This is a genomic window from Psychrobacter fjordensis (assembly GCF_904845995.1).
Classification (GTDB): Bacteria; Pseudomonadota; Gammaproteobacteria; order Pseudomonadales; family Moraxellaceae; genus Psychrobacter; species Psychrobacter fjordensis.
In genome coordinates this window covers 1628101-1654118 of sequence record NZ_CAJGYP010000001.1, presented here as the reverse complement: position 1 = coordinate 1654118, position 26018 = coordinate 1628101, and the positions used below count along the sequence as shown (strand labels likewise).

General features: G+C 42.0%; 22 protein-coding genes. 3 read left to right on the top strand and 19 right to left on the bottom strand.

Annotated elements, in window-relative coordinates:
• Positions 1–315: 315 nt before the first annotated feature.
• The 6 genes from JMW61_RS06970 to JMW61_RS06945 all read right to left on the bottom strand — a co-directional run bounded on the left by JMW61_RS06970 (position 316) and on the right by JMW61_RS06945 (position 6145).
• Positions 316–1020 (bottom strand): YidB family protein, encoded by a 705-nt coding sequence (locus JMW61_RS06970; RefSeq protein WP_201550056.1) that lies wholly within the window; start codon positions 1018–1020, stop codon positions 316–318.
• A gap of 258 nt (positions 1021–1278) precedes the next feature.
• A complete protein-coding gene (locus tag JMW61_RS06965; protein WP_201550055.1) occupies positions 1279–1737 on the bottom strand; it encodes a hypothetical protein in 459 nt (152 codons plus the stop codon).
• Positions 1738–1765: 28 nt separating this feature from the next.
• Positions 1766–2044 (bottom strand): FAD assembly factor SdhE, encoded by a 279-nt coding sequence (locus JMW61_RS06960; protein ID WP_201550054.1) that lies wholly within the window; start codon positions 2042–2044, stop codon positions 1766–1768.
• 130 nt (positions 2045–2174) lie between these two features.
• Positions 2175–3074 (bottom strand): dihydropteroate synthase, encoded by a 900-nt coding sequence (gene folP / locus JMW61_RS06955; protein ID WP_201550053.1) that lies wholly within the window; start codon positions 3072–3074, stop codon positions 2175–2177.
• 156 nt (positions 3075–3230) lie between these two features.
• The gene (gene ftsH, locus JMW61_RS06950) at positions 3231–5126 is read right to left on the bottom strand and encodes an ATP-dependent zinc metalloprotease FtsH (RefSeq protein WP_197101570.1); all 1896 of its coding nucleotides are present in this window, start codon (positions 5124–5126) and stop codon (positions 3231–3233) included.
• 386 nt (positions 5127–5512) lie between these two features.
• On the bottom strand, positions 5513–6145 hold the full coding sequence (locus JMW61_RS06945) for an RlmE family RNA methyltransferase (protein ID WP_110923292.1): 633 nt from the start codon (positions 6143–6145) through the stop codon (positions 5513–5515).
• A 323-nt stretch (positions 6146–6468) separates the two neighbouring features.
• Between JMW61_RS06945 and JMW61_RS06940 the strand changes: the two genes are divergently transcribed.
• Positions 6469–6780, top strand: coding sequence for a YhbY family RNA-binding protein (locus tag JMW61_RS06940; protein ID WP_201550052.1), 312 nt, complete (start codon positions 6469–6471; stop codon positions 6778–6780).
• 226 nt (positions 6781–7006) lie between these two features.
• Entirely contained in the window at positions 7007–7747 is a 741-nt protein-coding gene (locus JMW61_RS06935) for a DOMON domain-containing protein (RefSeq protein WP_201550051.1), read from the top strand.
• A 175-nt stretch (positions 7748–7922) separates the two neighbouring features.
• Here the strand turns inward: JMW61_RS06935 and JMW61_RS06930 are convergent, their stop codons facing one another.
• The gene (locus JMW61_RS06930; protein ID WP_194197659.1) at positions 7923–8651 is read right to left on the bottom strand and encodes a CHAP domain-containing protein; all 729 of its coding nucleotides are present in this window, start codon (positions 8649–8651) and stop codon (positions 7923–7925) included.
• Positions 8652–8900: 249 nt separating this feature from the next.
• Here JMW61_RS06930 and JMW61_RS06925 point away from each other — a divergent pair, with 249 nt between their 5' ends.
• A complete protein-coding gene (locus JMW61_RS06925; RefSeq protein WP_201550050.1) occupies positions 8901–9416 on the top strand; it encodes a hypothetical protein in 516 nt (171 codons plus the stop codon).
• Between the two features lie 298 nt (positions 9417–9714).
• On the opposite strand, the gene lpxC is transcribed toward JMW61_RS06925, so the two are convergent.
• The 12 genes from lpxC to JMW61_RS06865 all read right to left on the bottom strand — a co-directional run bounded on the left by lpxC (position 9715) and on the right by JMW61_RS06865 (position 25990).
• Entirely contained in the window at positions 9715–10632 is a 918-nt protein-coding gene (gene lpxC, locus JMW61_RS06920) for a UDP-3-O-acyl-N-acetylglucosamine deacetylase (RefSeq protein ID WP_197101562.1), read from the bottom strand.
• A 477-nt stretch (positions 10633–11109) separates the two neighbouring features.
• Positions 11110–12315, bottom strand: coding sequence for a cell division protein FtsZ (gene ftsZ / locus JMW61_RS06915; RefSeq protein ID WP_110923297.1), 1206 nt, complete (start codon positions 12313–12315; stop codon positions 11110–11112).
• 249 nt (positions 12316–12564) lie between these two features.
• Positions 12565–13905, bottom strand: a complete 1341-nt coding sequence (gene ftsA, locus JMW61_RS06910; RefSeq protein WP_227687377.1) for a cell division protein FtsA — start codon at positions 13903–13905, stop codon at positions 12565–12567.
• A gap of 131 nt (positions 13906–14036) precedes the next feature.
• A complete protein-coding gene (locus JMW61_RS06905) occupies positions 14037–14837 on the bottom strand; it encodes a cell division protein FtsQ/DivIB (RefSeq protein ID WP_110923299.1) in 801 nt (266 codons plus the stop codon).
• A 479-nt stretch (positions 14838–15316) separates the two neighbouring features.
• Positions 15317–16285, bottom strand: coding sequence for a D-alanine--D-alanine ligase (locus JMW61_RS06900; protein ID WP_201550407.1), 969 nt, complete (start codon positions 16283–16285; stop codon positions 15317–15319).
• Between the two features lie 150 nt (positions 16286–16435).
• On the bottom strand, positions 16436–17875 hold the full coding sequence (gene murC, locus JMW61_RS06895; RefSeq protein ID WP_110923300.1) for a UDP-N-acetylmuramate--L-alanine ligase: 1440 nt from the start codon (positions 17873–17875) through the stop codon (positions 16436–16438).
• Positions 17876–17959: 84 nt separating this feature from the next.
• Positions 17960–19045, bottom strand: coding sequence for an undecaprenyldiphospho-muramoylpentapeptide beta-N-acetylglucosaminyltransferase (gene murG / locus JMW61_RS06890; RefSeq protein WP_201550049.1), 1086 nt, complete (start codon positions 19043–19045; stop codon positions 17960–17962).
• Positions 19046–19462: 417 nt separating this feature from the next.
• Positions 19463–20434 (bottom strand): glutathione synthase, encoded by a 972-nt coding sequence (gshB, locus tag JMW61_RS06885; RefSeq protein WP_201550048.1) that lies wholly within the window; start codon positions 20432–20434, stop codon positions 19463–19465.
• A gap of 216 nt (positions 20435–20650) precedes the next feature.
• A complete protein-coding gene (gene pyrE / locus JMW61_RS06880) occupies positions 20651–21373 on the bottom strand; it encodes an orotate phosphoribosyltransferase (protein ID WP_197216532.1) in 723 nt (240 codons plus the stop codon).
• Between the two features lie 61 nt (positions 21374–21434).
• Complete coding sequence (locus tag JMW61_RS06875; protein ID WP_201550047.1) at positions 21435–22460, bottom strand: hypothetical protein; 1026 nt, start codon at positions 22458–22460, stop codon at positions 21435–21437.
• A gap of 339 nt (positions 22461–22799) precedes the next feature.
• Positions 22800–23639 (bottom strand): SDR family oxidoreductase, encoded by an 840-nt coding sequence (locus tag JMW61_RS06870; RefSeq protein WP_201550046.1) that lies wholly within the window; start codon positions 23637–23639, stop codon positions 22800–22802.
• A 164-nt stretch (positions 23640–23803) separates the two neighbouring features.
• Positions 23804–25990, bottom strand: coding sequence for an Lnb N-terminal periplasmic domain-containing protein (locus JMW61_RS06865; RefSeq protein ID WP_201550045.1), 2187 nt, complete (start codon positions 25988–25990; stop codon positions 23804–23806).
• Positions 25991–26018 lie beyond the last annotated feature (28 nt).

Here is a 26018-nt window from a genome sequence, read left to right as displayed (position 1 = left end):
AATAATCCTTATAAAATCATTGAACGAACAAATGGATATACCTTTCATTCAATACTCTTAGTGTGACAGGTATTACCGTCATCACTTAAGTGGTCATCTTAGCTATTTTATAAGATTTATAGAATTCTTACGTTATTGTTTACTGTTTTTAACATATATATTTAGATTAAAAAACAAGTTAGTGACAACTGTTCTGCTAAATATGGTATTCATGTATAAGCTATAAAAAAACAGCCCGTCTAGTGACGGGCTGTTTTTTGTTATATTTTTATCGAACCAACTAGTCTCGCAAATAGAAATTTATTTTATAAGAGACTATTTGAAATTACCAAGACGGTTAGATAATTGGTTAATGATTTGCTCAATCTCTTCATTGGCTTCATTTTCAGTATCTAAGTTACCATTTGGTGTTAATTGATTCATCACTTCAGGCAGTAGTTCAGCGAGACCCTGACGTACTTCTGCATCATTGGCACCAGTATGCGCGGCTACTTGTTTAATTTCATTTTCATCAAACAAGCGATTGATATCATTAGGGTCAAGGTTATCGTTAGTTTCTTGACTACTCATCCAAGATCGCGCTTTGCTTTCATGACCCATAGCAGTAATTTTCGATAGTGCACCACTTAAGCCACCATTACGCTTGATCCAGCTGAGTACCATTGGCATCAATGCAGCTATTAGCATGCTTTTCCCATCAAAGCCGCCACTTTGTTTTTGACCGCCACCCAATACACTACCTAAGATATCTCCTAAGCCACCAGCACCTGAGCTCATACCACTGCTTTGAGTGCTTCCAGTCAGACCACCCAGAATATCATCCAAACCAAATCCATTATCGGCCTGACGATTATTTTGTGAATTATTAGTACTGGTCTGATTGCTTCCACCTAATACACTGCCCAATACACCACCCAAACCACCAGAATTCGTGCTTTGGTCGGTAGGATTACGCTGTGTACTTTCTGGACTCATCGCACTACGGGCAACTTGGCTCACTAAATTCCCTAATAAGCTCATACTCTACTCCTTTTTTGTCATATTATTTATTTTAAAAGAATCACTATGTTTTTTAATATACTAAAATTTAATCAGTATCTGACGACTATACAGATATCTTAAACTACGTACTTTATGCTTACAAAATAACAAATTGCTTTCATTATCAAGAGAGCTGTTTTGTTATCACCTGTGGTCATTCATCAACCTTATAAAAAAGCTAAAATTGAAAGAGCTAAAATACCAAAACTGCCATTCAAGGACTGAAATAACAACCATCTACTTGCTTTTAGCAGAGCTCACATTGGCTAAAATATTCAATTCTCGCCACTGCTCAGCGTTCACTTGATCACGGAATACTGTCATTGATAGAGAACGTTGATAGGGTTCTACAATATCGAACTCAAAGATCATAGCCCACCGATAATTATGGACCTTGACCATTTGTGCCTGCCACAGCTCATCACCGCGACTCGTCCTAATCATTAGCTGCCAACCTCTATCAACACGCTGACTCAGGGGCGGTTGGCTCATATGCAATAGTACAGGCTGTGATAATATCAAATACCCAGTAACCGCTGCTGCCACTATTAAGATAATGACATACTGCCATACGTTTAGAGAAGCTAGCCATGCGAGTATAACCATAGCACTCGTCAAACCCATATAAAACAATACGCGCAAATAGCTAGTAGGCTGAATAGCAGTATCAATACGTAATGAAGTTGCCATAGTCATATTTGAGTGCCACAATCAATATGAAGCATTAAGCCAAATCTTTGGTATGACGCCATGTTTTAATTTTATTCACTAGCGCCCATATGTCTTCATTTTCTGGACGATTTTGATTGGTGAAATAATCTAATAAATCAGGGTCTTCGTGAGTCAACATTTCTGCAAATGTATTTTGCTCTTCAGGTGACGCGGTCAAATATAGTTCTTTTACATAAGGATCAATATAAAAATCCAACTCTTTAAGTCCACGGCGGGCTTGATAAATAATACGGCGCTGCTCATTGGTTGGTTCTGGTTGTGTGGTGGTCATAAAGCTACCTTCGTCAATTTAAATAGTTTTTAATGGTATATTTAGATTTTTCTAAAATCGTTTTTTATTTCTTTAAATAAAGCATAAAACACTTATAGTATTGGACAACAGCGTAAACGAGTATAAAAGTCTATTGGTGACGGTCATACTCAGACAACTGACTCCATAGCGCTACTGCTTGCTGCATCATCGCCACATTATGTGTACGAATAATACTTGCTCCTTGCTGTAAGGCAAACAACCCAGCAGCAGCCCCTGCCGAATCACGCTCTACCGCTTGCGTCGTATTCACGGCTTGAACCCCACTTTTGGTCAATACTTCCGCTAAAAACCGCTTACGTGAAATGCCAAACATCATCGGCAAACCTAGTGTCTGTAAGCGCTGAAGCTGGCTTAATAGTGCGCAGTGGTGCTCGTAGTTTTTTGCAAATCCAAAGCCTGGATCAATAATAATTTTTTCACGTTTGACGCCGATACTAATTACCTCGTCAATACGGGCTCCTAGCTCGGTACTCACATCATCTATTACATTATCATACTGTGCCAAGTCATTCATCGTCGTCGGCTCACCGCGCATGTGCATGAGCATGACGGGTATATCAAGCTTAGCCGCTAGCTCTGCAGCGCCAGTACGTTTTAGTGCTCGTACGTCATTCCATATGTCAGCACCGGCTTCAAATGCGGCTTCCATAACTGCTGGATTACTGGTATCGATAGACAGCCAAATATCATCGCCAAAAGATTGTCTAATGGCTTGGACAACAGGTACGACGCGATGCATCTCATCACTCGTAACGACAGCATCCGCATTTGGGCGAGTAGACTCTCCGCCAATATCAATAATAGTCGCGCCTTCATTGATCATTTTCTGACAATGCTGAATAGCCTTATCCACTGCATTGAACTGCCCACCATCCGAGAATGAATCTGGCGTGACATTAAGTATACCCATAACATGAGGTATTGATAAATCTAAAGTTTTATCACGACTAGATATATTGTAGTCAGGTAAGGCTTGGAATAATGACATAACCCATTTATCTCTCATCAGAACAATTTTAATTATTACTGCCTATGCTCATGATACCAGTAAATCTTACTCGGCCCTAAATCCTTCATAAAACAATGACAATAAAAAAGCCCTTTATATAAAGGGCTTTCTTATTGAGAGTTTATAAACCAAACGCTACATCGCTGGTAATGGTGGCGGTGTTGTGCCCGTTGTTTTGATGTCATTCTTTGACAGATTGACTTCGTTATGCTGATAGACTCTCGGTGGACGCGGTGCTTCACCTGCTAGGATATCTTGCAGTTGGTCACGATCGATGGTTTCCCAATTCATGAGAGCCTCAACCATCGCATGCATTTTGTCTTGATTGGCTTCAATCAATTCACGAGCGATATCGTACTGCTCTTCTAGCATACGACGTACTTCTTCATCAACCTTTTGCTGAGTAGCTTCAGAGATCGTACGACCACCACCGCCGAAGTATCCTTGTGAGTTGTCATCATCTTCGTACACCATAATACCAAGTGCATCAGACATACCATACTTCGTCACCATCGCACGTGCCATTTTGGTGGCGCGTTCAAAGTCGTTCGAAGCACCCGTCGACATTTGATTGATAAAGACTTCTTCGGCAATACGACCACCGAACAAAATAGCAATGTCGCTCAACATTTTTGATTTATACATACTGGTCTGATCGTGCTCAGGCAACTGCCAAGTCACACCAAGGGCAAAACCACGCGGCATAATAGTCACTTTATGCACAGGGTCTGTACCCGGTAGCAGTTCAGCTACTAACGCATGACCTGCTTCATGATATGCAGTCGCACGGCGCTCTTCTTCGCGTATCACCATAGACTTGCGTTCAGGACCCATATATAGCTTGTCTTTTGCATCTTCAAAGTCATTCATATCGACGCTGGTCTTGTTACGACGTGCTGCAAATAGTGCGGCTTCGTTTACAAGGTTGGCAAGCTGTGCACCACTGAATCCAGGCGTACCACGAGCGAGAGAACTTGCATCCACACTAATCGTGTTTGGCAATTTCTTCAAATGAACTTTTAAGATTTGCTCACGGCCTTTGATATCTGGCAAGCCTACTTGTACTTGACGGTCAAAACGACCTGGACGCAATAATGCTTTATCAAGCACGTCAGCACGGTTGGTCGCAGCAATAACAATGACGCCTTCATTGCCTTCGAAGCCATCCATCTCAACCAATAATTGGTTAAGCGTTTGCTCACGCTCATCATTACCACCGCCCATACCGGAGCCACGATGACGACCGACTGCATCAATTTCATCAATAAAGATGATACATGGTGCACTTTTCTTTGCTTGTTCGAACATATCACGTACACGTGATGCACCGACACCGACGAACATCTCAACGAAATCAGAACCTGAGATAGAGAAGAACGGTACTTTAGCTTCACCAGCAATGGCTCTTGCTAGTAGCGTCTTACCAGTACCCGGAGGGCCTACCATCAAGATACCACGTGGAATGGTCGCGCCTAGCTTCGTGAATTTATCTGGAGCACGTAAAAACTCAACCACTTCCACGACTTCTTCTTTGGCTTCTTCACAACCAGCCACGTCTTCAAAGTTGACGTTGATTTGATCTTCGGTCAGCATTTTAGCTTTTGATTTACCAAAGCTCATAGGGCCGCCGCCTTTTCCGCCTGCGCCACCTTGCATATTACGCATGAAGAATAAGAACAGACCAATAATCAATAGAATTGGGAAGCTGGCGATCAATAATTGCATCAATACGCTTTGGCGCTTTGGTGCAGTTCCTTGAACTTCGACTTGGTTTTCACGTAGCAGTGGCATCAGCTCGTCATCTGATACAGCAGGTCTAATGGTCTCAAAAGCTGAGCCATTTTTCTTCTCGCCGGTGATTTCTTCGCCGTCAATTTCAACACTGGCTACTTGGTTTTCTGACACAGCGGTCACAAACTCAGAGTAGTTAAGGCTATCCGGCTCAGATGATTGATCGAAGCCGCTAAACACCAGCACTAAAACGCCGATTACCACCAGCCACAATAAGGTATTTTTTACCATGTCGCTCACTAGTTATTCCCATCCCTTACTTATTGGTGTGTCTATTAAACACGTGACGTCTATAAACGTATCGCTCATTTTTCATAAACCTATCAATGTCAGAATTTTCTGATTGGGGCTTATACATGTCAAATGTCTTATAAAACAGGTTTAACAAGTTATAAATATCAATGATATATGAATCTATCGCAGATGAGCTTATCAAGCGCTTATTGTCAGACGACTTTGCCTAAAACAAAGTTAATATACCATGATATGTGGTACTAACCTGCATAATTCAAGCAGGTATCGCTATTATTCAATCAACGATTGTAACGTTTTTAATATTTTAATAGATATACTTAATGGTGACACAATATCCCGCTTACAATGGCAATAACTCATCAAAGTTAAAACTATTTAATCGCTATCCAAAACATCTCTTTTGAACGCGGCCTAGAAGCGCCTGGTTTGATACTACGGATTTTACTAAAATCCTGCTGCATCTGCTTGCGTAATTCCTGTGTACCCTCGCCCTGAAACACTTTCATAATGAGCGCGCCACCTTCTGGTAAGGTTGCCAAAGCAAAATCCACGGCCAGTTCACATAAGTACATCATACGCGGCTGATCAATCGCGCTATTACCTGCCGTATTGGGTGCCATATCAGACAACACCACATCGACTTGCCTGTCACCAACTTCTGCCATGATACTATCAAACACTTCTGCTTCACGAAAGTCACCTTGGATAAAGGTAACATCAGGCAAAGTATCCATAGCCAAAATATCAGAGGCAATCAAAATGCCTTGTTCGCCTACCAATTGACCAGCCACTTGTGACCAACTACCAGGAGCACTACCCAAATCTACGACCGTCATGCCTTTCTTAATCAGGCTGGTTTTTTCATTTATTTCTAATAATTTATAGGCAGCACGGGCACGATAGCCATCTTTATGAGCCTTTTGCACATAATGATCGTCAATGTGCTCTTTCATCCAAGCGCTACTACTCTTTGACAATTTTTTATTTTCGATACGCGTGGCCAAAATACCTGCTCCTATTGCTTTGCAAAACACTAATACATACTAATGAAATAGCCACTACATTTATAAAATGCTGTAAAGATGGACTCAATGAGACCGTTGATTTGTTCTCTTGTCTTAAACTGAACAAATTCTATTGGTTAAAACACTGTTTTATAAGACAGTAGCGTTTATAATGTGGCTAAACATTCAGTTTAACATTTTCATCACGTAAAATCGTGCAAAATCCTGCTGATCTCATGCAAGTTGACCACAGATTATTTATAATGGTCATCAACTGCTCTCAATAGCACTGTCATTTATTTTTATCAACACTTAGGAATTCTATGCAACTCGATAACGCTACCATCAAACGCCTAAGAGGCATTGGTCACGAACTGAAACCGATCGTCATGATTGGCAACAAAGGTATTACCCCAACCATCATTGAAGAAATTAATCGTGCTCTAACAGATCATGAACTTATTAAAGTAAAACTGCCTTCAGGCACTAAGCAAGAACGTGATGTCATTGGCGCTGAGCTTGCAACTGCTGCTAAAGCATCTTTGGTACATTCAATTGGTCGTATGGCACTGTTACTACGCAAAAACCCAAACGCCAACCCAAAACTGTCTAACTTAGCACGTCACGCACAGTAATGTGTGATGGCACATTTAGTTTAAGAAATATCATACCGTAAAATCTCATATCATAGCCGGACCCTTACGGTAAAATATAAAAGCCGCGATGCAACTTGCTCGCGGCTTTTATATTGTCTACTCTCATCAATTTGCCTGTTTTATAATATCAAATCACATTATAAATATAGTGCCTGTTGAACACGCCCTAATTTCTCTCATTATCATTTTTGAGTCTTATCAAATTATGAATCAAACCTTTGACCTTTACATCGCAAACGAAACGATAGCAAGTGATGCACAACAACTTGGCGTAACTATAGATGATCTCAAGCGTATCTGTGTGCAGGTAAGTGCTAATATTGTTCAATATCCTGAGGTATGTTTACAGCTGACTTACTACATTACTTTGCCTAACCAAATGCTAGCAGATAAAGTAGACTGGCCGATGTGGCAACCTGAACAGGTTAGGTTTTCTGATTACTTATGGGAAGAGACCTGCCTTGAGTGTTTTATCACTGGTCGCACTATCGACTCTAATGCTTTTGCCGACTATACAACCTCTTATATTGAGGTTAATGCCAACCCAGATGGTCGTTACGCACTCTATCAATTTGAGAGTTACCGCAATCCTGCGACATTACCACCGACACCTTTGTACCAAGACGATGGACACACGCGTGCCTCTATTGATTGGACTAACAAGCCCAAGCATCAAAGTACGTCCGCAAACATGCATTTACTTAGAGAGCAAGACACTCTACTTAAACCTGAACTCAAACCTAATAGTTACAAGCGAAGCTTCAACGTACCATTGGCTCAGCTGTCTGACTCGCATCTGAAATATGCTATCAATAACACTACCATTGATCACATACATCCATGCGTTATCTTGCGGTTGGACCAGACGCCTTTATACTTCGCAACCAGCCATGCCTCGCCACCTGATTTTCATAATCGCCAGTACTGGTCTAGATTTGAGCTTTAGCCATATCACATGCAGAGCATTACTTGAATAACACTGCAAATAGAAGAACTTCTAAAAGTTACTCTCACTTAAACTTGATGTTTAAAATATAAAAAAACCCAGTAATGTCATAAAGAACATTACTGAGTCTAGAGAAAACAGTTTGCTTAGCAGATGATTGCGTGTACTTAACTGATTACTTATCAGCCATCGCAAGATAGATGCCACGGTCTGATGCATCATCAACATACTGCGAATCGCGCCATGTGGTGTAGCTATAGTTACCACTATATGGGCTGATGCTGTTTTGACGGAAATCAGATACCCAGTCATTGCCATCAAAGATCTGAATGTGACCATGTGGACGACTTGAAGTACGGTTATAAACCACGACATCACCAACTTGTGGCTGCATATCATTACTGATTTTGGTAAAGCCTGCTTTGGCTAGCGTGCCACGAGAGGCATATTGATAAGCTGAAGGGTTCGGCGTGAATTCGTAACCAGCTGATTGTAGTGCTTTACGTACATAACGAGCACAGTAGCCAGAGCTTCTAGACAAAGCAACACGTGATGCGTTTGCTGCTGCAATAGCAGGGGCAGAAAAACGATCTGGAATTGATTTTGCTTGTTGCTGACGCTGCTCATAAGATAGGCGACTGGTTAGCGAAGCAAGCTGATATTCTTTTTGCTTAGCATGTGCGCTTAGATTATCAATGGCTTGGCTGATCTCATCGTTACTATATACATGAGCACCACTGTTCGTGCTATAGATATTACGACTAGAACCATAGGTTGCAGAAGTAGAGATATTTGTGGTGGTATGACTCAAGGTATTATTTGGTTGAAAGGTTGTTTCGACAGCACCACTTGCCTGTGCTATACCCATTCCCAATACTGACAAAATTAATAAAGCTTGTTTCATAAATTTACTACCTATTGTTAATGCAAGACAGCTCGTCATCCTTGACGAAGCATCAATTAATTTAGTGGACATTATCATTAAACAAACATGATAAAATCCTTATGACAACAGCCTGCTCTTTCTTCTGTAGTGACTAATGCTGCTATCAGCATTCATTTAGTCAACTCTCATGTAAATCGTTTGCCATATATCGCTTTAGCATGTCTGTTATGAATATCGATTTTGTCACCTATTAGATGAGTCATTACGATGTCAAAAAAACAGCCTAACCGGCTTGCCCAACTTATTGATCATCAAGCTTTTGCTGGTAGCGCACTACCCCAAACACTTGCTGACAACATGAGACTATATATAGAAACGACCAATGAGGTAAAAGAGCTATTGGTAGACTGTCTACCTGAGGAAATCCTCAATACCTGTTGGGTCGTAGGCTTTACTTCTGAGCAACTAATTCTTAGCGTTGGCTCGATGACTGCTGCTAATCACATACGGTATTTACAAAGTTCTTATTTGCAGGTACTGACAGAGCAGTCCATTACATTTAGACAACTCAAGCAAATCCGCGTCGTAGTAGCTAGCAAATCGGCTGATAATTATTCATCTAAACAATCGTCAACATCATCTGCAGTCTTGTCAAAGACTCAGAAAGCCAATGAAAATCAGGCCCTTAGCCAAAACATAAAGCGGACTATATCACAGGCTGCAGAGCATGTCACCACTGATGAAAAACTCAAAAAAGCACTTTTGCGCTTGATAAATTCTTAAAAAACCCGACCCTTACATGTAAAGTTATGTAAATGAAAACGTAAAAACTGGCCAACAACGCTGAGATTTTGTAATGAAGCCAACAAAAAAAATCACCTACCAGCGCTATTCATAATATGAATATCACCGACAGATGATTGGAAAACTACCTACAGCTTTTGTATTCTCTACTCTAAAGAGAAATTATCAAAATAATCGTGACCCTATATTTAAATTATAGAATATTATAGGAATGTAATTATCGTAGAGCTATGTAATATTGCGTCAATGTTTCGATACTTCGTGTATATCCCTCTCTTCACCCTTCAACAGCCATCCCTTTCAGAGGAAGATACTCGATAGGACAGGTTACATTGTCATCAAAAGTTACAATTTCAAAGTTATCATGATCAGATAGTATTTCACGCACTAACAAGTTATTTAATGCATGACCAGACTTATAAGCGTTAAAACGACCTAAAATTGGATAACCAATCAGATATAGATCACCTAGCGCATCTAAAATTTTATGACGAACAAACTCATCATTGAAACGTAAGCCTTCTTCGTTAAGAATATTGGCTTCATCTATGACGATAGCATTGTCCATACTGCCACCTAACGCCAAATTATTCTGGCGTAATGCCTCAATATCACGTAAAAATCCGAAAGTACGTGCTGAGCTTAATTGCTCAATGAAATTTTGAGTTGAAAACTGCAGTTGTGCATGCTGAAAATTCTTATCAATAGCAGGGTGATCAAAATCAATTTCGAAATTTAACTCAAATCCTTCATACGGGCGTAGCTCTGCCCATTTATCGTCGACCTTTACACGTACAGGTCTTATTATCTTAATAAACTTTTTCAAAGCGTCTTGTTCACAAAACCCTGCATCAAGTAGCAATGCAACAAAAGGTGCAGCACTACCATCCATAATCGGAATCTCTGAAGCAGAGACACGGATTAAAAGGTTATCTACACCAAGTCCAGCAATTGCACTCAATAGATGCTCAACTGTACCCACTCGTGTACCACCGAATACTAGGTTTGATGACATCATGGTGTCTTGTACTAAAAAGGCACTGGCTGGAATTGGCTGACTGCCTTCGATATCAGAGCGCTCGAAAACAATACCTGTATTTACAGGTTGCGGATGAAATTCTAAGTCAACAGGCTGACCACTATGAAGACCAGTACCTGTAATAGCTATCGCAGTTTTTATGGTTCTTTGGTTCATGACTGTCTTCTCACATATTTTGTTACAATTGCCATAGTGTACCATTACAGGCCCCTAGTTCGCCACAGTTAAAACTCGCTATTTTCCTTATCTCCTTGATTGATAACACTTATCGCACCAAACCGAAACTATTTCTATGCTCTATTGACATAACTATCTCTGTATAAATAGCTATAGTCAATCCTCTATAAAAGAGTTACAGCGTTAACCTCGCTTGAAGTATCACATATACATCTGCACTCAGTTGCCTTGTATCTCTTTTAAACTGAATCAACTATATATTGAAGTCTATATTTATTATCAAAAAATGTCTCACACTACTATTTATTAATGATTAGCTCTTCTTAATGTGCTACTTATATCGATCAAAAATTATAGAATCACCTCTTTGCAAACAGATATATTTTATCTACGGCCACAAAAAAGCCAGCGATTTAACGCTGGCTTTTTCACTCTATTTAAAAATATCTCAAAACACTATTTGTTTTGTTGGCGTTTTAGATAGTCTTGAATACTGTTGGTTTTGGTCTTTGCTTGTTCTTGAGGCGCATTAGAACGTACAGTGGCAGAGGTATCTTGATACATTTGAGCTTGTGACTGCTTTTGGCTGTTCAAAGCACTGGTATGTACATTAGGATCAACAGGCTGAGTGCTGTTCACAGAAGGTACTGGCTGCTCCACTACTTCAGGTTCTTGGCCAGCATTTTCATCTAGAGTCAAACCCGTTGCAATGACTGTCACATGCAAATCATCACCCATTTTTTCATCGATAACTGAACCATAGAAAATATGAGCATCATCAATATCAGTGATTTCTTCAACGATGACACTAATCTTGCTCATCTCATCTAATGACAGTGATTCAGAAGAAATCACATTGACCAGTAGACCTTTAGCATTTTCTAAACGTAGATCATCAAGTAATGGCGATCTAATGGCTTTTTCAGTCGCTTGACGTGCACGATCATCACCACTTGCACGGCCAATACCCATCATCGCATGACCTTTAGCAGTCATAGCAGTACGGATATCGTTGAAATCGATGTTGATCATACCTTCGCTAGCGATGGTTTCAGCAATACCTTGAACAGCATGTAACAATACATCATCTGCTTTTTTGAAAGCATCTTGCATAGAGATATTGCCGTAAACACTCATCAGCTTGTCGTTTGGAATAGTGATGATAGAGTCAACGAAATTGGTTAGCTGCTCAATACCGGCTTTAGCTGCTTTGATACGTTTGCCACCTTCAAACTTAAATGGTGTGGTCACTACGGCAACTGTCAACACTTCCATTTCTTTAGCAATACGAGCAACTACAGGTGCTGCGCCAGTACCTGTACCGCCACCCATACCCGCAGTAATAAATACCATATCTGCATGTTCAAGTAACGCACGGATAGCTTCTTCTTCGCTTTCTGCTGCTTCACGTCCGACTTCTGGATTGGCACCAGCACCTAGACCACGGTTCGTCTTTGCACCCAGTTGTAGTTTATGCGGCGCTGTTAGACGATCAAGTGCTTGTTTATCTGTATTAGCACAAACAAATGTCACACCTCTAATCCCTTGTTGTACCATATGTTCAACTGCATTACCGCCACCGCCGCCCACACCGAATACAGTGAAGCTCGCTTGGCCGTTGTTTTGAAGCTGGTTATCATCTGGCATGGTGTATTTTGACATAAAAAGGATTCTCCAGTTGCAGATAGCGTGATGATTGATACGTGGTAACGCACTCATATGGCGCACTATCGACATACTATATATAAATGTATTTAAATAAAATAGGGTTATGGCTTAAATCTTTCAGCATAGATAACAATAGGTCATCATCGCAAAGGGTATTACTTTTTATATTACTTCGTTTTCTGCTTGAATAATTTAGGTAAACTCTACAAGAATATTAGCATTCTCAATATTTTACCAAAAAATCTACAATATCTTTTTCAGTACACTAGCAAAACGTTGCCCTGCACTTTGAAAAACACCAGTGACTCGATTCTTTTGAATCGCTTCAGGCTCACTCTTTTCACTACGACGGAACTGTTCACTCTGACTGTAGAGTAATGTACCAAATGCCGTTTGATAAGCACGGTCATTTACCTGGATATTTAGTTGCTTGAACGATTCATCATTATCAAAATGATTATAAGCACTGATAGCAGGATGTATATTGGTCAGCACCACCGGCATTTTGAGCAATTTTTTTGCAAAAGGTATCATACCTTTAACCGAGCTGCCACCACCAGTGAGAACAATACCTTTGTCTATATAACCAATCAAGTCTGCGTCATGTAATTGACGAGCCACTTCCGTAAATATCTGGACATAGCGAGCTTCAATAATACGGGCTAGATTATAAATGCCAATATTGATCTCATCGCCTGTCCCTTGCGGCTTAAAGATAAAGAAAGAGCTAGGATCGACACTATTAACATCAACAGTACCGTGAGTCTTTTTGAGCTTTTCAGCTTCAATCATTGATATGCCAAAGTCAGCTGAGATATCCATCGTGACTTCATGGCTTCCCGTTGCGATACAATGGGTAAATATCAATTTGTTTTCTTTATAAACACAAATACTGGTGGTACTCGCACCAATATCTACCAAGCACACTCCTTGTTGACGCTCATCACTCATCAAGCTATATTCAGCGCTTGTCACTGCATCGAAGACAATATGGTCAATACCAACGTCACAGCTTTGCAGTAATTTTTGGATATTTTGGCGGCTAGACACTGGCATCATCATCATGTGGTACATCACAGAGATATTATGCGCCATTGTTTCGATAGCATCATCAACCATAAAGTCTTGGTCGTTGACGTAAATACCTTGCTGACAGCAATGCATCAAATAATAGTCCGGTGGCAAATCGCGTGACTTGGCATTAGATAGTGCTTGTACCATATCTTTGGCACGTACAGCCTCCTCTTCCACTTGCACATCACCTGTACTGTTTTTGCTAGACAGTTCAGGCGTTGCCAACGTCAACCACACACTATGCACACGGCAATTGGCAGTATCTTCTGCTTCTTGAATGGCTTGCTTGATAGCACCTTGCAGACGCTCACGATGCTTTATTTGACCTTGATAAAAATCGCTATTTTTAACTTGCCCAACGCCCAAAATGCGAATGTCTTTTGCAGAGACAACATTGCCAATGACGACATAAACTGCCGTGGCACTTAAATGGACAACAACCAGATTTTCAGTATTTTTCATGGTACCAGACAAATTATCGCTAAACAGGAGACCAAATGACGTCTCCATTAGATCATTAAAAAAATCGCTATCAATACACTACAAAATTGTGTATTCAATGCTAAATACTATTAAAACCGTTCGAACAAAACAGCTCATACTAAAAGCCAAAATGTTAACCAGTTTTTGCTTCTGTCTATCTATGATGATGGTGCTTCATCATTCTTTGGCTGTACCATATCTCCAGAAATGGTAAAGCCATTTTTATAACGCAAATCTACCGATTGTATCTGGTCTCGACGATCACTTAGTTGATTACCAAGCAGTTGACTCAGATTCAGTAGCTTTTGCGCAGTATTTTCGTTATCAACGATGACGCGTAATCCATTATTAAAGCGAATCAACCATGTCATTCTGGGTGACAAGATAATATCTTCAACCTGTATACCTAATGGTGCGTACCAATCGTTGACTTGCTGCATCTGTTGCATGATGACTGGCGCTTGGGTTATCTCACCTTGCAAAGTAGCAAATTTTTCTTGCGTCAGATCTTTAGTATCAGCAGGAACAAAAACCGTCCCTTTTGCATCAACCAAACGTTCTGTCCCAAAATTGGCAACGGCCTGTTTAGGTAGTGCAGTCACCACAATGCCACGCTGCCAATCACGAGAAACACTTACTTGATCCACCCAAGCCAGACCTATCGTAATGTCTCTTAACGCTTGCAAATCAGAGGTAAAAAAACTGCTTACCTTCTGCTGATCCATGACTTGTTGTAATGACTGATATTGAACGCCTGTCAAACCTTGATGATTGACATGGATGGCAGCTGGCGGCGCATCACGCAGAGCCTTGCCACCCATAATCAATATCAGTACTAGCAATCCCAATACCATTGCCATAAACAAGTATTTGACTGAATTTGGTACTTGTAGCTTAGATTTTGGGCGACGGGCTGTATCACTCATCAAGTCAGTTACCTCGTTGACAGTTTGAGCCATAACGACCTGTGTCCCTATATTTGCATAAAACGGCTTATGCTATTCATTGATGTCAGTCTACATATATTATGCAGAGGTCTATTAAGTCGATATATTATCAAAGTCTTTGGCTAAAACAATTTATATGATGCTATTACGCTTATTCAAACGTAACATTTTTCTTAATTCATAGATAACTTATGGTTTTTTCTTATAAAAACTTAAACATCATCAAGATATAACCACAATATGTAATATTAACGTATTTCATAGTTAAACAATAGCCTAACCCTTACTGGCAACAGCGAATTTACACAAGTTTACATGAAGTTGTGATATAGCATCTCTAGTGATACATTAACTCGATTATTTTCAAGAAAAACTATTCATTATGAATGAGAAGCAACCAGTATCATTGATAACATTTTCAATTCACTTACGCAGCTCGTTCTCTGAATGACGCTGCGTGAATGGATAGGTATAACAATACTTAAAGCTAACTATACTGTCTGCGCTAAAATATGCCAACATAAGGTATCAAAATCCATGCCTCGAGCCTTGGCAGCCATCGGAACCAAACTATGACTGGTCATACCAGGTACAGTATTGATTTCAAGCAACCAGAAATTGCCTGCTTCATCTTGCATGGCATCGATACGCCCCCAACCTTTTGCATCAACAGCACGGAATGCTGCCAGACTTAAATCTTGCAAGTGCTTTTCATCAGCATCGCTCAAGCCACACGGAATATAGTAGCTAGTATCATTACGATTGTACTTGGCTTCAAAATCATAGAAGTTGGTGATATCTGCAGGCTCAAGACGAATGACCGGATAAGCCTCGTCATCGATAATAACAATCGTAAACTCGCGACCAGTAATCCAGCGCTCTGCCATCACTACATCGCCACACTGTACCGCTGTCGCATAGGCAGATGGAAGCTCATCAAGATTGTTGACTTTCGTCATGCCAATACTTGAACCTTCATGAACAGGTTTGATGATAAGTGGCAAACCTAACATGTTGACCACTTGCTGCCAGTCGGTATCTGCTGTCAACAATGAAAACGGGGCTGTCGCCACACCGCAGCCTTGCCATAATTGCTTGGTGCGCACTTTGTCCATGCCCAGTGCCGATGCCAAAATCCCTGAGCCTGTCTGAGGAATATCAAACCATTGCAATACGCCTTGTAGCAAGCCATCTTCGCCGCCGCGACCATGCAACACATTGAACACGCGATCATACGCGCGTAGCTCAGTGATGTCTTGATGCTTAGGATCGAAATGAGTGGCATCAACGCCTTGGTTTTGGAGTGCTTGCAATACAGCCGCGCCACTGTCTAAAGATACGCTGCGCTCATTGCTACTACCGCCATAAACGACTGCAACTTTGCCGAACTCACTCGCATCTTTTACTTTGCTAGGCACCACATTTGATGATACTTCTTGGCCTGACTGGTTATTTTCCATACTGTTTTTCTCTGCTTGTGCAACTGCTGCTAGGGCTGGCTCTGGATTAATAATAGCTGTCTTATCCTCAGCGGCATCCATGGCTGTATTTTTTGCATGTTTTTGATCATTCTTCGTCGTCATGAGGATAACTCCTAGAGTTCTTTTAGCTTACTTGATGTAAAGGTTGTTTGCAGCCAAATCAACGGATATTTGCCCCACATTACCAGCGCCTTGAGTAATCAGCATGTCATTGGCTTTCAATAGACGCTGCATCACAGGCGCTAGATTGTCTTTATCAACAATCGTAGGTTCAACTTCACCACGCAAACGAATACTACGCGCTAATGACTTGGTATCCGCACCTGTAATTGGGGTTTCACCCGCTGAATATACGTCTAATAATAATAGCTCATCTACGCTTGACAGTACTTCAACAAAATCGTCATAGCAGTCACGCGTACGGCTATAACGATGCGGCTGAAACAGCATGACTAAACGGCGATCAGGAAAACTTTGACGAGCAGCTTTAATAGTTGCATCAACTTCCTTTGGATGATGACCATAATCATCAATCAATAGGACGTTGCCATCATCGATATCTACAGAGGCATGCTGCTCAAAACGACGGCCAACACCTTCGAATTTTTGCAGGGCACGCTTAATGGCTTCGTCATCCACGCCTTCATCGGTCGCCATCGTGATAGCAGCAAGCGCATTATAAACGTTATGAGTACCAGGAATATTGAGCGTCAAACGTAAAGGTTCACGGTCACGGCGCAATACAGTAAAGTGGGTTTTAGTGCCTTCAGTCACCAAGTCAACACCTTGCACATCATTAAAAGGCTCAAGACCAAAAGTCAGTACAGGGCGACCAATATCATCAATCATCGCATACAATTCTGGATCATCACCGCATACCACGGCCAAGCCATAAAATGGCATGTTTTGCAAGAACTGGATATAAGCTGCTTTTAATTTATCGAAGCTGTTCTCATAAGTTTCCATATGGTCTTGATCGATATTCGTCACAATTGCAGCCATCGGATGCAAGGATAAAAACGATGCATCAGACTCATCAGCTTCAGCGACTAAAAAGCGACTACTACCAAGCGCGGCATTTTTCCCAGAGGCATTAAGCTTACCGCCAATCACATATGTAGGGTCGAGCTGACCTTCTGCCATCATCGTAGTGAGCAAGCTAGTCGTTGTGGTCTTACCATGAGCACCCGCAACAGCGATACTATGACGATAACGCATCAACTCACCTAGCATATCTGCACGGCGTACCACTGGCAAGCGCGCTTCGAGTGCTGCTTTAATCTCAGGATTACTACGATCAATCGCTGACGATACGACGATAACATCTGCATTGGCAATGTTTTTAGAGTCATGACCAATCGATATCTCAATACCAATCTGCTGTAAACGTCGAGTGACCAAGCTTTCAGCGATATCAGAACCACTTACCTCATAACCTTGATTGCTCATCACCTCAGCGATACCACACATCCCTGAGCCGCCAATACCCACAAAATGCAAATGCTGGATACGACGCATTTCTGGTATTTCAATCAAACGTTTAGGTAGCGCTTTCGCAGAGGTAGGCATAATCAATTCTCTTGGTTAAAGGCGAATAAAATGTGGTGAATCAGAATAATCAGTTATAAAAATAGCAGCTGATAGAAATATAAGCTACAGGGTTTGCCAAATAATATCAGCGACCTGCTTGCTAGCACTACGGTTGGCAAGTGCATGGCCTTTCTTGGCCATGGTTAAGCAAGCACTTCGATCAAGCGCTGCCAGCTCATTGCTCAAATGCTGCGGCGTCAGCTCAGATTGAGGTAATAAAATTGCTGCATCATATGAGGTTAACGTACGAGCATTGGCAGTTTGATGATCATCAACTGCATGTGGCAGCGGTACAAAAATAGCAGCAATACCGACGTTTTGAATTTCGGTAACAGTCAATGCGCCTGCTCGGCAAACAATGATGTCTGCCCAATTATAAGCAGCGGCCATATCATCAATAAATGGCTGTACCACAAATTTATGAATGCTCAAATCTTGCCCATCATAAGCAGTTTGCGTGGCAGCCTCATCGTTTCGTCCACATTGATGACGCACTTCAAAAGGACGGTCTATCAACGCCAGCGCTTTTGGCACGGTATCATTTAATACTTGTGCACCAAGCGAGCCACCAACCACCAGTAACTTAAGTGGTGACGTATCATTCAAATCGTAACGTACAGTCGGCTCCACGACACCAGTGATGGCGTTACGTACCGGATTACCGACCGTCTCTAGCTTTGCATCAAGCTCACTATTTGCAAAAGTGTGCTCAAAGGCCTGTAATACCTTGGTCGCAATTTTAGACAGATAGCGATTACTCATACCAGCAATTGCATTTTGCTCATGAATAATAAGCGGCGTACTAGTCATACGTGCTGCAATGCCGCCCGGTGCGGTCACATAACCACCGAAGCCTACGACAATATCAATCTGATTGTTGCGAATGACTTTTATAGCAGCCATCGTCGCTGATAGCAAAGTTACAGGTAGCTTTAACAAGCGCCCTACTCCTTTACCACGCAGCCCTTGCATATCAATGGCATGAAAACTATAACCAGTTGGTTTAACCAAACCGTTTTCCATGCCATTTGGCGTTCCTAACCAATGAATAACCGCACCGCGCTGAGTCAATTCCTCAGCCACTGCCAATGCTGGAAACACATGCCCGCCAGTACCAGCAGCCATCATTAATATATGCGGTTTTTTCATGAACGCCTGCCTATCTTTTTATTTATATGAAGGACCTATCATCCTATCAGGATTTTAGTTATCGACAAATAACGACCCTATAAAATCTCGCATAGTATAGTGTAAATCGTTGACTTATATATAGCATTTTATGCGTCGTTAATAATAAAAATCCAAGCCGTGAACAACCTCGGCTTGGCTTTAATAAATACGCTGTAACATCGATAAAATCGACATTTTCAATCACGTTTCGACAAGGTATAGTCGATTCAATTTAAAGGTAGTACAAGGCAACCGAGTGTAGATGTATATGTGATACTTCAAGCAAGGTTAACGCTGTCATACTTTTATAGTGGAATGACTATAGCTTAGCACAACTATTTTTTTATCATTGTGCACATACCTTAATGATAAATCACTCTATCATTACTACGATGCTCAAATCGTGAATTTATTTTCAATGGCGATAATAAAGTCCGTCGCAATGTCTGTACCACACTGATCGTCAATCTCGCGTACACAAGTCGGACTGGTAACGTTAATCTCAGTAATACGACCGCCGATGAGATCTAAGCCAACGAACATGAGACCTTTTTCTTTCACAATAGGTGCCACTACTTCTGCCACTTGACGTTCGATATCAGTCAACGGCATAGCAACACCACTACCACCTGCGGCAAGATTACCACGGGTCTCGCCTTTGGTTGGAATACGAGCCAAGCTATAACCTACCACCACACCATCGACGATTAATACGCGTTTATCGCCCTCGACAATCTCTGGTAAATAACGCTGTGCCATAATTGGCAGCGTCTCTAGCTCTGTCAATACTTCTAGTGTGACACCAATGTTTGGGCTATCAGCAGTCAGACGGAAGATACCTGTACCACCCATACCATCTAGGGGTTTGACAATAACATCTTGCTGCTCAGTAATGAACTTGCGAATGTGCGCCTGTTTACTGGTCACAATCGTTGGGCTCATATAATCACTAAACCAAGTGGCAAACAATTTCTCATTACAATCACGGATGGCTTGCGGATCGTTGACCACGAGTACGCCTGCCGCTTTTGCATGATCGAGCATATAGGTCGTATAGATAAAACGCATATCAAACGGTGGATCTTTACGCATCAAAATCACGTCATAATCACTAACCGGCGCAGTGCTTTTATCACCCAATGTATAGAAGTCTTTAGGATCACGCTTTACCGTTACTGGCTGCGTATCGACCATCAATTGCCCACGATCCAACCAAAGGTCATGAATCTGACAGTAGCCTAGACGATGCCCACGGTCTTGAGCGGACCACATCATGGCTAAGGTAGTGTCTTTTTTATAATTAACCTGCTCGATAGGATCCATAATAACGAGTATGTTTAACGATTTTTTTTGATTTTCTAGACTCATAACAAAACTCACTTACGTTGTATAGTCAATCAATCTTAAAAATGGTGTAAGGCAGACGAGCGCAAGTACTACAGTAGTAGGCTAAGCGAGTCTAACGCCATAACACTTTAAGAGTGGTTCGACTATATTGTTAATAGGCAGATATGAGCGGTTAAATAGGTAAATACCATCTATTCAGCATAAAAGATGCTCGCTCATAAAACCATCTACGACAAATTATACGCCGTACTGCGTGCGATAATGCTGCATTTTTGCAAGCTGAGTCGCATCTTTGTATTGGCTATTGTCATCTGCTAGATAGCTGATTAAATCATCAATATCGATGAGTGCGCGCACAGGGACCTCTAAGGTCGAAGCCAGTTCTTGAATAGCAGAATGCTCAGCTTGACCTTTTTCTTTACGATCAAGAGCGACAATAATACCGGCAACGCTTGCGCCCGCTTGCTCTAAAATCTCGACCACTTCACGCATGGCTGTACCAGCTGTAATGACATCATCTAATACCCAAACCGCTTTGCCATTGACATCAGCACCCACCAAGTTACCACCTTCACCATGGGTTTTGGCTTCTTTGCGATTGTAACCCCATTTAGCATTGATACCATGATGGTTCCATAATGCTTGTGCGGTGGCAGCAACGAATGGAATGCCTTTATAAGCGGCACCAAAAATGACCAGCTCTTGCTCATCTGTACCGTTATTGGTCGCTGCCATCTGTTCAGCTAAGGCGTCGGCATAACCACGTGCTAACAACGATAACATCTCACCTGTCGCCAGCAAACCTGCATTAAAAAAGTATGGACTAATACGACCAGACTTAAGGACAAACTCACCGAACTTAAGGACTTGATTATCTAAAGCCAATTGAATGAATTGATGCGATGAGAAAGTAGGCTGAGCATTAGGTACTGAATTATTAGGTACACGAGCATTGGACATTAAGGCATTCCTATTAACAAAAATGAGGGCAAAAAATTGGCATTATTGTACGCATTATTGATCAGCTTGACCAACCATTGATGTCGTAATCCTGCATATTAGGATAACGGGTCAACAGACCACTGCGTGATGAGAGATTGAAATAGCACTGACCGTCATGACTCACTTGTATCTCCCAACCCAAGTGATAAGCAGCAACAATAATATGTCCGGTAAATAGACGCACCTGACGGTATGCATGACGCTGTGATGGCTCGCAAATGATCTGACTGAGCAAATAACTGCGTACATGCTGACAAATTTGCGCCGCGCTATAGCTATGATTGATACTTTTGCGCGTACTGCACTGCTGCAACGCATGGACGGCAACACTACACGCCATGATATCAGTGGCCAGACTACCCTCGCCCGTCTCAAACTGCTGCGGCTGCAAAATCACTTGCCAATCATCGGCATAGATACTGCTGAGTAACTCATCAGGATTATAACGTTTGGTCAATGCACGCAGCGAGGCTGAAGCATCTCCAACTTTACTGTTACTGGCATTGCGGTTACCGACATCAGCACCATTCAGATCAGTGCTTAACGAACTGCCAGCAAGCGTAAAACCATAGCGCTGTAATTTTGGATAAGCCTGAAGCGCTTGCTGAATGTCTGACATATCTAATAACGTCATATTCGTTAATGCTGATAATAATGGTTGCTCGCTATTATTATGATAAAAGCTGTCTGGAAACTCAGCAAGCTCTGCCGCACTCAGTAACGACAGATGCTCACCCAAAACTTCTGAAGCAATCAATGCCCATTTCGATAGGCTGTCTTTGTTAGGCTGATAAAAACGGGCAGCGTTACCATATAAACGACGTAGTTGAGTATTTAGACGACGAGCAGGCTCTGGAATATCAGTCAAAGGCCTTGCAGGGTCAAGTGGAGATTGCTTTGGGTCAAAGTTAGGATGCACGATGGCAGGTTGTGTACTATCAGCAAAAACAGGCGACTGCTCAGCACTGCCTTCTGTACGCTTGCCACCTGCTGCTGTGATGTCAGCACTGGATAAGCGGTTATCAGAAGTAGAAGGCTGGGTCATGAGAGCTCCATAGACTATAAAATATAAAACGAATAAGGTAAATCAGGTCGAACGGTCATCTTATACCATTCACAAAAATTAGAGTAGCGAGGAACACGAACGCCAGTACTATACATTACCCACTGGATGAGTTTAACCACGACTAGACTTACTTTTTTGATGTAGGGCGTGTCCTCATTTTGAAAATGGTGATAAAAATGAGATAAATGGCAGCCAAATAAGGAAAGTAGTGCAGATAATATCGAGATATTAGCAAGCTACTTGACGCAGTTTAGCAAATATTTAACCATTTTTAGCCCATTTAAAGCTTAATGTTCAGATTGAGGACATGCCCTAGTACTATTTTTGATGGCGCAAAATATCACGGTAACCTGTTTGCCAATCAGGATAATCTAGCCAAGCTAATGGAATATTGCTGTGCAAGCATTTTCCTGTCACTAATGTTTTTTTGTCATCAATAGTAGGAGGCATCTCGCCTATTTGCTCACTTAACCAAACACTCAACTCCAATGTTGTCACTGGTGCATAGTCAGTCGCCAGATATATTGGCTCTGGCGACTCCATAGTCAATACATTGACAATAATATTGACCAAATCACGATCCATAATTCGATTGCTCCAATGGCTAGCGGCCACTGGCTCTTTATGCGGCTCGCGGGCTTTACGTAGGCGCATTAGACGCGTACGCCCATAGATACCGCTGGGACGAATGACCACGGCTTTATCATTGAAACCCTGCTGCAAAGACTGTTCCGCCTGCAATATAACCTTTGACGCAGCGCGTACGGGAGTCGCCGGCGTTGTATCTTTGTCAATCCACTCGCCATTGTCTTGGCCATATACACCCGTGGATGAGATAAAGACAATACGCTCAAGGTTGGTCAAATTTTCTGCAAGATTTGCCAAGTGCTGACAGATCGCTAGATAACTGTTGTGATAGCCGCTGGCTGAATACTCGTCAGGGGTCACGATAATGGCAATGTGCGTAAAACCTTGCAAGACTTGAGCAGTCAGCGTTAATGCATCGGCTTGTTTGAATATGGCTTTATCATCCAACGCATAATCATACCGCTCACCACGAGCCAGACCCGTGACATTCAAGCCATCCTGCGCAAGCTTATTGGTCACTGGTAATCCAATATCACCTTGCCCAATAATCAGTAAATTTTGCTTACTCATCACATATCCTTCATTTAGCACAATATCCGGAGACAACTTCAACAGTCGTACTCAAAAGCAATTTCTAAGAAAACTCTATCAAGACACTGATATAAAAATACTAATATAAAAACACTAGTATCAAACTGCCAACTTAGAAGGTGCTCAGTTTAAAAGGTATTAAATTAAAAATAGCGTCTGTATGACAGCTGTACATCTTCATTGCTATCAACACGATCTTGCCAATCATAGTTAGCATTGATACGTAGTGCTTGTTTTTTATCAATATCGTATTGCAGACCTAGTGTCGATATCGGTTGCCAATAGTGACCACGGATGTTCGACTCATCGCTGCTGCCATGATACCAATATGGCAGTTGCAATTCAGCCTGCGCGCGTAACTGATTGTTAATCTGATAACGACAGCCCGCATTCACGCCTGCACCAACACGAAAGCCTTTATTGATACCGCGACCTGCTTGGGTCGTGCCGGACAACAAGGTGTAGCATAACTGCGGCGGCATCTCGCCAGTATCTGTATTAGGCGTTCCAAATGCCCAAGACCATCCTGTCTCGTAGCCCACGCTCCCCACTAAATGGTCTGTACCGTCTTTCTGCGAGCCGTCATTCACGCGCGTCGCTTCGATACTTGCGCCCCACGTTTTACCTTTTTTTGCAGAATTAACAGGATTAAAAGAGCGACCGCGAATTAACGTGGCATTTTGCAAGACCACATTTTTTGGCTGATTGCCTTTATCATTATCCGTGTCATATAAGCGTAAGGTCGCCGCAATGCCTTCTAAATTAAAAAACTGTGGATATCCTGAAGAGCGGTCAAGCGTATCATGAAAGCCTGCCCGCAAGCCCAAATCGATATAGTTATTGTCACCACGCTGCCCTATTCCAATGCTCCCCAATGTCAGCGGATGTCTGTCAACAGGATTGTTATCTGATACAACGATACTAGTCGGCAATAATGTTTGCTTATCAGCTGACATGCTCGAGACAGCATTGAGCTGAGCAGATTTAATCTCGTCAATCGTCTGTGTGGCGCTGTTGTGATAGCCAAGTTGCTCACGCTGCTGCTTCACTTTATTTAACTGAGATTGGCGTAAGGTGCTATCAGCTGGGGTGTAAATACTGCTGGCAAGCAAACCTTCACTATTGAGTAATTGCACGACATCTGAGGGAATGACCGCATAAGGCAATCTGCTCAATAAATACTGCTGCGGGCGCACCACATCAATTAGACGCAACACTTCAGATGCGCAGTTATCTGTGGTGAAGTAATATGGTAACTTCAAATCCTTGGTTTCCCAGACATGCAACATGATTTGCTGAACTTCGCTTGGCGTCAGATCCAATTGATAGGTCCAGGTATCGCGCTCATCTCCCTGTAGGTAATTAACGAGCTTTTCAGGATAAGGATCAATCTCAATAAGGCTATCATAAGCACCAATCATTGACTTGACGGAATATACCGGAAAGCTATCCTCAGGATTGCCATCTACCGTATAATTCAGCGCATGAGCGTGATGGATTTGGCTAGGATCAGCGACACTTACTTTTGAGTCGATACGCAGAAGAGTATGAGCAAACGCTGAGAGAGGATTGTCCAAATACTCTTGTGCAAACATGAGAGACAGCTGCTCAGGTGCAATCGTTTGCATCCACTCATCCAGCTTTGGACAGTCGACTTGTAGCGCTGTGTCGTCAATATTCAACGTATCAGTCAGCCATTGTACTCGCGCTGGAAAACGGCATAGTACAGAGTTGCTATCGACAGCACGACTACTGACAGAATGACCGTCGCTTGTTTGGGCAGAATTTTTATTAGCAGTTTCTTGGTTAGTAGTGGCACCTATTTCGTCAGCCAGAGCAACAAGCAGCGTATCAAGCTCTGCACCTGAATCACTCCGACCGTTTTCACTTAAAAAGAAGCCAGCGTCATCAACCATACTGGTGTTTTTTTTCTTACCAATTAAGTTTTTTTGATCATCAAAGAAATACAGTAATCGTCGCCATGTTGTATGCTGTGCCAGATTTTCTGTTTTTGCTTGTGTGCGCCACGTGGCTAATAACGATTGAGCACTACTGTCTTGTACGCCTCGCATACTTTGCGTGCTATTAGTTTCTTCTGCAACGCCATCATGTGGCATATTATATGCCACCGTATGTGCCGTATTACTATCTATCGTCGCTTGTGGCTCACTAGCCAATTCACCTGTGGTTACTAGCGAGTCTGGCGTTGGCAAAAAAGCCTGTGCTTGGCCAGAGAGTAGTAACCCAGCGATAGCAAGTGGCAAACAGGCTCGTTGGCAAGTTATTGTTACGGTACTATCGACTGATAGAGACATAGGCTTTGTAGCCATGAGATAAAACCTCGCACGTTATTATTCA

Excerpts from the sequence above, each read along its gene's own strand:
- JMW61_RS06970 (WP_201550056.1), bottom strand. The coding sequence starts at position 1,020 with ATGAGCTTATTAGGGAATTTAGTGAGCCAAGTTGCCCGTAGTGCGATG.
- JMW61_RS06965 (WP_201550055.1), bottom strand. The coding sequence starts at position 1,737 with ATGACTATGGCAACTTCATTACGTATTGATACTGCTATTCAGCCTACT.
- JMW61_RS06960 (WP_201550054.1), bottom strand. The coding sequence starts at position 2,044 with ATGACCACCACACAACCAGAACCAACCAATGAGCAGCGCCGTATTATT.
- folP (WP_201550053.1), bottom strand. The coding sequence starts at position 3,074 with ATGTCATTATTCCAAGCCTTACCTGACTACAATATATCTAGTCGTGAT.
- JMW61_RS06940 (WP_201550052.1), top strand. The coding sequence starts at position 6,469 with ATGCAACTCGATAACGCTACCATCAAACGCCTAAGAGGCATTGGTCAC.
- JMW61_RS06935 (WP_201550051.1), top strand. The coding sequence starts at position 7,007 with ATGAATCAAACCTTTGACCTTTACATCGCAAACGAAACGATAGCAAGT.
- JMW61_RS06930 (WP_194197659.1), bottom strand. The coding sequence starts at position 8,651 with ATGAAACAAGCTTTATTAATTTTGTCAGTATTGGGAATGGGTATAGCA.
- JMW61_RS06925 (WP_201550050.1), top strand. The coding sequence starts at position 8,901 with ATGTCAAAAAAACAGCCTAACCGGCTTGCCCAACTTATTGATCATCAA.
- lpxC (WP_197101562.1), bottom strand. The coding sequence starts at position 10,632 with ATGAACCAAAGAACCATAAAAACTGCGATAGCTATTACAGGTACTGGT.
- ftsZ (WP_110923297.1), bottom strand. The coding sequence starts at position 12,315 with ATGTCAAAATACACCATGCCAGATGATAACCAGCTTCAAAACAACGGC.
- ftsA (WP_227687377.1), bottom strand. The coding sequence starts at position 13,905 with ATGGAGACGTCATTTGGTCTCCTGTTTAGCGATAATTTGTCTGGTACC.
- JMW61_RS06905 (WP_110923299.1), bottom strand. The coding sequence starts at position 14,837 with ATGGCTCAAACTGTCAACGAGGTAACTGACTTGATGAGTGATACAGCC.
- JMW61_RS06900 (WP_201550407.1), bottom strand. The coding sequence starts at position 16,285 with ATGGAAAATAACCAGTCAGGCCAAGAAGTATCATCAAATGTGGTGCCT.
- murC (WP_110923300.1), bottom strand. The coding sequence starts at position 17,875 with ATGCCTACCTCTGCGAAAGCGCTACCTAAACGTTTGATTGAAATACCA.
- murG (WP_201550049.1), bottom strand. The coding sequence starts at position 19,045 with ATGAAAAAACCGCATATATTAATGATGGCTGCTGGTACTGGCGGGCAT.
- gshB (WP_201550048.1), bottom strand. The coding sequence starts at position 20,434 with ATGAGTCTAGAAAATCAAAAAAAATCGTTAAACATACTCGTTATTATG.
- pyrE (WP_197216532.1), bottom strand. The coding sequence starts at position 21,373 with ATGTCCAATGCTCGTGTACCTAATAATTCAGTACCTAATGCTCAGCCT.
- JMW61_RS06875 (WP_201550047.1), bottom strand. The coding sequence starts at position 22,460 with ATGACCCAGCCTTCTACTTCTGATAACCGCTTATCCAGTGCTGACATC.
- JMW61_RS06870 (WP_201550046.1), bottom strand. The coding sequence starts at position 23,639 with ATGAGTAAGCAAAATTTACTGATTATTGGGCAAGGTGATATTGGATTA.
- JMW61_RS06865 (WP_201550045.1), bottom strand. The coding sequence starts at position 25,990 with ATGGCTACAAAGCCTATGTCTCTATCAGTCGATAGTACCGTAACAATA.